Source organism: Tianweitania sp., from assembly GCF_032053605.1.
GTDB lineage: Bacteria > Pseudomonadota > Alphaproteobacteria > Rhizobiales > Rhizobiaceae > Tianweitania.
In genome coordinates, this window is the sequence record NZ_DAMBUH010000072.1 from 11,388 (window position 1) to 17,463 (window position 6,076).

Genomic DNA, 6,076 nt, shown 5'->3' on the forward strand with positions numbered 1-6,076 from the left:
GTTCGAGCGCGCCAAGCCCGTCATCGACGCTTACGCCAAGATGGTCGGCCTGATGGGACCGGCCGGCAGCGGTCAGCTCACCAAGATGATCAACCAGATCTGCATCGCCGGCGTCGTTCAGGGCCTCGCCGAAGGCATCCACTTCGGCAAGAAGGCCGGGCTCGACATTCACAAGGTGGTCGAGGTCATCTCCAAGGGTGCCGCCGGCTCCTGGCAGATGGAAAACCGCCATAAAACCATGAACGACGGCAAATACGACTTCGGCTTTGCGGTGGACTGGATGCGCAAGGATCTCGGCATCGTGCTCGAAGAATCCGACCGCAACGGCGCGAAGCTGCCCCTCACGGCATTGGTCGACCAGTTCTACAAGGACGTTCAGGCGCTAGGCGGCCAGCGCTGGGACACGTCCTCGCTTCTGGCGCGGCTCGAGAAGTAAGCCGCGCCATCAGGATGAACCGCTAACCGCTACTGGCGAGCAGCACTCAGCTTGTCGAGCAGGGTCTCATGAAAACGCTGCGGATCTTCGATCTGCGGCGAGTGTCCGAGATCATCGAACTCCACCAGCTCGGCATCGGGAATTGCCTCGGCGGCAGCCTTGCCGAGCTTGGTGTAATCGCCGAGCTTGGCGGCAATGTCGTCCGGCGCGCGGTTGGCACCCGGTGCCGTCTTGTCCTGCGTGCCGACAATCAGCAGCGTGGGCACCTTCAGCTTGTCGAACTCATGCACCACCGGCTGCGTGAACACCATGTCGGAGGTCAGCGCCTGGTTCCAGGCCACCAGCTCGCCGCCCTCGCCGGCATACATCCCTGCGCTCATCTCCACCCAGCGATCATACTGCGGCTTCCAGCCGGCCGTGTAATAGAACTTCTCCTGATAGGCCTTGATGCTGTCGAAGCTCGTCTTCTTCTCGGCCGCAAAGGCCTCGTTGATCGGCTGATACGGCACGCCATCTGCCTTCCAGTCTTCCAACCCGATCGGGTTCACCAGCACGAGACGGTCGACGGCTTCCGGATACATCAACGAAAAGCGCGTCGCGAGCATCCCGCCCATGGAATGGCCAATGACGGTCGCCTTTTCGATCCCACGCGCGTCAAGCAGCGCCTTTGTGTTCGCAGCCAGAGCATGGAACGAATATTGATAATGCTCGGGCTTGGTGGATTTACAGAGGCCGACCTGATCGGGGGCAATGACGCGATAGCCCGCACCGGTCAGCTTGGTAATGGTTTCTTCCCAGGTCGCCGCGCAGAAATTCTTGCCATGCAAAAGCACGACGGTCTGCCCGTTCGGCTCGGCGGCCGCCACATCCATGAACGTCATGGAAAGTGCCTGGTTCTGCCCGGAAAAGTCGTAGCTTTCCGTCTTGAAGGGGTACTCGAACCCGTCAAGACGAGCGCCATAGCGGGCAACCTGCGCCGACGCGGAAGTGAGGCTGAGCCCAAGCCCTGCGGCGGCGATAACAAGCGTCTTCATGCGAACTCCGTGTGGTTGAACGGGAACGCAGTTAGGCAGATGCTGGCGTATAGAAAGGCAATCTCACCAGGCCGTGACCAAAGGTGACCGCGAACCAGTTCAAGCAGCGCTGGAGGCCGGCTCCTTATCGAGCACCATGTAGTCCAGCGGCAGCTCGGTCGTGTATTTGATCTGCTCCATCGCGAAGGACGACGACACGTCCCGGATCTCGATCTTAGCGATCAGCCGCTTGTAGAAGGCATCATAGGCCGCGATGTCCGGCACCACGACCCGGATGAGATAATCGACGTCGCCGCTCATGCGGTAGAATTCGATGACCTCTGGAAAGTCCTGCACCACCTCGGAAAAGCGCTTCAGCCATTCGTGGCTGTGCGAGCCCGTTCGGATCGAAACGAACACCGTGACGCGGGCATTGATCTTCACCGGATCAAGGATCGCGACGCGGCGCTGGATGACGCCCTCTTCCTCCAGCTTCTGGATTCGGCGCCAGCAAGGCGTCGTCGACAGGCCAACCTTCTTGGCGACATCCGCGACAGCGAGCGTCGAGTCTTCCTGCAACAGGCGAAGAATTTTGCGATCGAGCCGGTCCATAGAGGTACTCCGTAGAATTTTTTACCTCAATAAACCAGAATCCTTCCCTCTCGCAACAACTAAATGTCTACAAGCTTAGTAGGCAATCAGGTTTTCCACTTGGGCCTGCAGCTCCGGCAGAAGTTCGATCTCGAACCACGGGTTCTTCTTCAGCCAGCCGCTGTTGCGCCAGGACGGATGCGGCAGCGGAAGCCCGGGCGGGCCACTGCTCGCATGCAGGATGGCGCGCCAGTTCCGCACCATCTCGGTCATCGAAGTCCCCCGCCCGAGATGATACTGATGTGCATGAATGCCGATCACCAGAATCAGCTGGATAGCAGGCATGAGGTCAAGCGCAGGCTTGCGCCAGATCGGCGCACATTCGCGCCGGGGCGGCAGATCGCCCTTCTGCGCATCATGGCCGGCAAAGCAGAAGCCCATCGGCAGGATCGCGAAGTTGCGGGTATCATAGAACCTGGCTTCATCGACGCCGAGCCACTGCCGCAGTCGCACGCCAGATGGGTCCATGAACGGCACGCCGGAGAGATGCGCGCGGATGCCCGGCGCCTGGCTCGCGATCAGGATTTTCGCTTCAGCCGACGCCACGAAGATGGGCCGCGGCTCATGCGGCAAGGGCTTCCCGAGAGGCGCGTCGCGGCACACGCGACACGCCTTCATGGCAGCAATCAGCTGGTCCAAGGCGGAAGGTGTTTCGATCAAGCTTGCGCGCTGGGCCTTGCTGATACCGCTTGATGCCACCTCAGCAGGTTGGCGCAGTCCGGTGGCACGGCGATCTTTGCCGGCTTCATGAAGTCCACCGCCACCAGCGCCGTAATGTCCGCAATGGAATAGCTGTCGCCGGCAATGAAGTCGCGCTGCGCCAGCTCGGCATCCAGGAAGCGGCAGAAGTCGAGCGCCTTGGGCTTGTTGATCTCACCCCATTCTGACAGCTGCGGCACTTCCCAGTCTTTCATCGCAGGATGGAGGTGGCGGAAGGCAGCCTGCACAGCGCTTAACAAGTTCAGCTCGATACGGCGCTGCCACATCTCCACCACCGCACGGCCCACCGCTCCGGTGCCGAACAAAGCAGGCTCCGGGTAAAGCTCCTCGAAATACCGGCAGATCGCTACCGACTCGGTGATGACGGTCCCATCGTCGAGTTCCAGCACGGGCAAACGCTGCAGCGGATTGCGCGCGGTCACCTCGGGCGACTTGTGCCCCATCGCGCTCATATCGACCGCTTCCAGCGGCACCTCGACACCTTTTTCGGTCAGGAAGATGCGCACGCGCCGTGGGTTGGGCGCACGGCCGCCATCAAACAGTTTCATGCTTTTCCTCCTGCATCACGCCCGGCGCTGTCTCGGCGCGCGAGCAAGTCTTCCCGCCGGAAGGGGTTCTTAATCATTCGCGCTTAGTCTGCCATTAAGGATAGTTGTTAGTGTTTGGTTGCGGGTTCAATGGCGGTGCAGCGCTCGGCTTCGGCTGACAAGATCATTGTGGATCGCACCAAGCCCAGCCGCAACAGCGAAGTTGCGCGGGCGATCCGCCGCACGCGCGATCGCCTGGCAGAGCAAGTCGGCTCGCCTGCATTTGAGCGCGAGCTACTCAAGCTTCATGCCCATGCGATGATCAACACGGTAGTGGCCATGCCGCTGTTGGTCGTGCTGATCGCGGCCGCCGGCCTTTTTGCCGGCATGAACATCGACCTGCTGTTATGGGCACCCCTGACCATGCTGGGCTACGCCGTGCTGGCGCTGGTTGCGCGGCGCGTTGAGCGCACGCCCGTCAACGAACTCAGCCTCGGCAAATGGTCAAAGATCTTCCTGCTTGGCCACGCCGTCAGCGGTATCGGCTGGGCCTATTTCGTTTATATCCAGTGTGACTCCTGCGGTTTGGAACCGTTCCCGGTCGTCAAGGCAGTAATCCTGCTGCTCGCCATCGCCGTCACCGCCATCATTGCGTCAGCGCTACGCGGTGCGCTTGTGGCGACCTTCGCCCTGCCCGTCGCGATCTTCGCCGCAGCCGGGGCGCCGTCCTGGTCACCGGTGGACGTGCTGATGGTGGTCCTGCTCGCCATCTCCCTGCCCTTCTTCACCTATGTCGCCGGCAACTTTAACCGCTCCGCCGTGATGCTGTTAGCCTTCCGCAGCGAGAAGGACGCTCTGATCGCCGAGCTGGAAACGGCCAAGTCGATGTCCGACGAAGCCCGTCGCCGCGCTGAGGAAGCCAATCTCGCCAAAAGCCGCTTCCTCGCCTCCATGAGCCACGAGCTGCGCACGCCGCTCAACGCCATTCTCGGCTTTTCCGAAGTCATGGCCACGCAGGTGCTCGGGCCCCTACCGAACCCGACCTACCGCGGTTATGCGCAGGACATCCACGATTCCGGCACGCATCTGCTCGAGCTGATCAACGAGATTCTCGACCTCTCCCGCATCGAGGCCGGCCGCTACCAGCTCAACGAGGAAGCTGTCACGCTCGCCAACATCGTGGACGAGTGCTGCCACTTGATGGAACTGCGCACGAGCAACAAGGACATCCGCATCACCAAGGAGTTCGAGCGCGACATGCCCCGCCTTTACGCGGATGAGCGCGCTATCCGGCAGATCGCCCTGAACCTCCTGTCCAATGCCGTGAAGTTCACGCCAAGCGGCGGCGAGATCCGCGTCCGTGTCGGCTGGACGGCTGGTGGCGGACAATACGTTTCCATCAAGGACAACGGCCCCGGTATCCCGCCAGACGAACTACCCGTGGTCATGTCCGCCTTCGGCCAAGGTGCCATTGCAATCAAGAGCGCCGAGCAAGGCACCGGCCTCGGCCTGCCGATCGTCCAGGGCTTGGTGCAGATCCACGGCGGCACCTTCGATCTTCAATCCAAGCTGCGCGAAGGCACGGAAGTAGTCGCGACCTTCCCCGCGTCACGTGTGATCGAGCCGATGCCGGCTCTTGCAACAGTTGCTGTCGGCGGCCGCCGGCATTAGAAGCACAAACAGCCAGCCTGCGCCGCTTTCTCACGGCCACCGGCCCAGCCATCCCACAACCTGCCTTTCCGCCCAGCCGCAATCTTGCGGCCGCATTACTATGCGGAAAGGCACGCGCGAGACGTCACGGTGCCCTATGCCCCTTTTCCGCCCTCTCCTGTCGCTGGCAGCCGCCGCGATGAGCCTCCTGCTTGCTTCCCCCTCGATCGCTTCCGAGCCGGACACGATCGACATCACCAGCCACGATCGCACCTACCGCATCTGGGAGGTGGCGATCGGCGACGAACCGACCGATGGATATCCGCTCGTGGTGCTGCTGGACGGCAACCAGATGCTGCCGATCGCGGCCAGGATCGCGGCGGAAGACGGCCGCCCGCGTCTGCTTGTCGCTATCGGCTATCCCGAAGATGACCGCGAAACGATCGTGAAGCGTCGCTATTTCGACCTCACGCCGGAAACACCAGCGGACCTCCTGCCGGAGTCGCGATCCGGTGGACCAGTGCAAGCCGGCGGTCAGGACGATTTCACCGCTATGGTGAAAGACACGATCCTGCCCGCCGTGCTGGAGAGGCATCGCATCGACAAGGCGGACATGACGCTGTTCGGCCATTCGCTGAGCGGCATGGCTGCCCTGCACATGTTGTTCGACTACACCTGGCCCTTCACCGCCTATGTCGCGGCCGATCCGTCGATCTGGTGGAAGAACAGCGCCATCCTCACCGAACTCGAAGCCTTCGAGGCCGCGCCGCGAACGGAGGCGAAGCGCCTGACCATCATCACCTCCGGCGTGCGACCTGAGCGCAAGGATGCGTCGGCGCAAGCCAGTGCCCGCATGCGTGCCTTGCGCGGCGGCCCGAACGGCAAGGACGTCGCCGAACGCATGGCCAAGATCAAAAGCCTCGCCGTCGACCTTCACCGCATGCCGAACGAGAGCCACGGCTCGATGGTCGAGCCGTCGCTGCGGCTTCTTCTTACGCGCTAGGCAAAGCCCGCACGCCGCCAAACACCTGCGCGGCCGACTGCACCAGAATGGCAGCCAGCGACGCCGCTACACCCGG

General features: G+C 62.1%; 7 protein-coding genes. 3 read left to right on the forward strand and 4 right to left on the reverse strand.

Annotation, left to right across the window (positions count from 1 at the left end):
- A partial coding sequence (locus RTX98_RS14855; RefSeq protein ID WP_312797576.1) for an NAD(P)-dependent oxidoreductase occupies window positions 1-436 on the forward strand: 436 nt, incomplete at its 5' end.
- A gap of 29 nt (window positions 437-465) precedes the next feature.
- Here the strand turns inward: RTX98_RS14855 and RTX98_RS14860 are convergent.
- The 4 genes from RTX98_RS14860 to RTX98_RS14875 all read right to left on the reverse strand — a co-directional run bounded on the left by RTX98_RS14860 (window position 466) and on the right by RTX98_RS14875 (window position 3,368).
- The gene (locus tag RTX98_RS14860; RefSeq protein ID WP_312797577.1) at window positions 466-1,470 is read right to left on the reverse strand and encodes an alpha/beta hydrolase; all 1,005 of its coding nucleotides are present in this window, start codon (window positions 1,468-1,470) and stop codon (window positions 466-468) included.
- 99 nt (window positions 1,471-1,569) lie between these two features.
- Entirely contained in the window at window positions 1,570-2,061 is a 492-nt protein-coding gene (locus RTX98_RS14865) for an Lrp/AsnC family transcriptional regulator (protein WP_312797578.1), read from the reverse strand.
- Window positions 2,062-2,136: 75 nt separating this feature from the next.
- The gene (locus RTX98_RS14870) at window positions 2,137-2,817 is read right to left on the reverse strand and encodes a uracil-DNA glycosylase family protein (RefSeq protein ID WP_416223133.1); all 681 of its coding nucleotides are present in this window, start codon (window positions 2,815-2,817) and stop codon (window positions 2,137-2,139) included.
- A complete protein-coding gene (locus tag RTX98_RS14875; protein ID WP_312797579.1) occupies window positions 2,757-3,368 on the reverse strand; it encodes a glutathione S-transferase in 612 nt (203 codons plus the stop codon). The genes RTX98_RS14870 and RTX98_RS14875 overlap by 61 nt, the downstream gene beginning before the upstream one ends.
- A 129-nt stretch (window positions 3,369-3,497) precedes the next feature.
- Here RTX98_RS14875 and RTX98_RS14880 point away from each other — a divergent pair, with 129 nt between their 5' ends.
- Together RTX98_RS14880 and RTX98_RS14885 are read left to right on the forward strand one after the other, a co-directional pair.
- Window positions 3,498-5,018, forward strand: a complete 1,521-nt coding sequence (locus RTX98_RS14880) for a HAMP domain-containing sensor histidine kinase (RefSeq protein WP_312797583.1) — start codon at window positions 3,498-3,500, stop codon at window positions 5,016-5,018.
- 136 nt (window positions 5,019-5,154) lie between these two features.
- Window positions 5,155-6,000, forward strand: coding sequence for an alpha/beta hydrolase (locus RTX98_RS14885; RefSeq protein WP_312797580.1), 846 nt, complete (start codon window positions 5,155-5,157; stop codon window positions 5,998-6,000).
- Window positions 6,001-6,076: the final 76 nt, after the last annotated feature.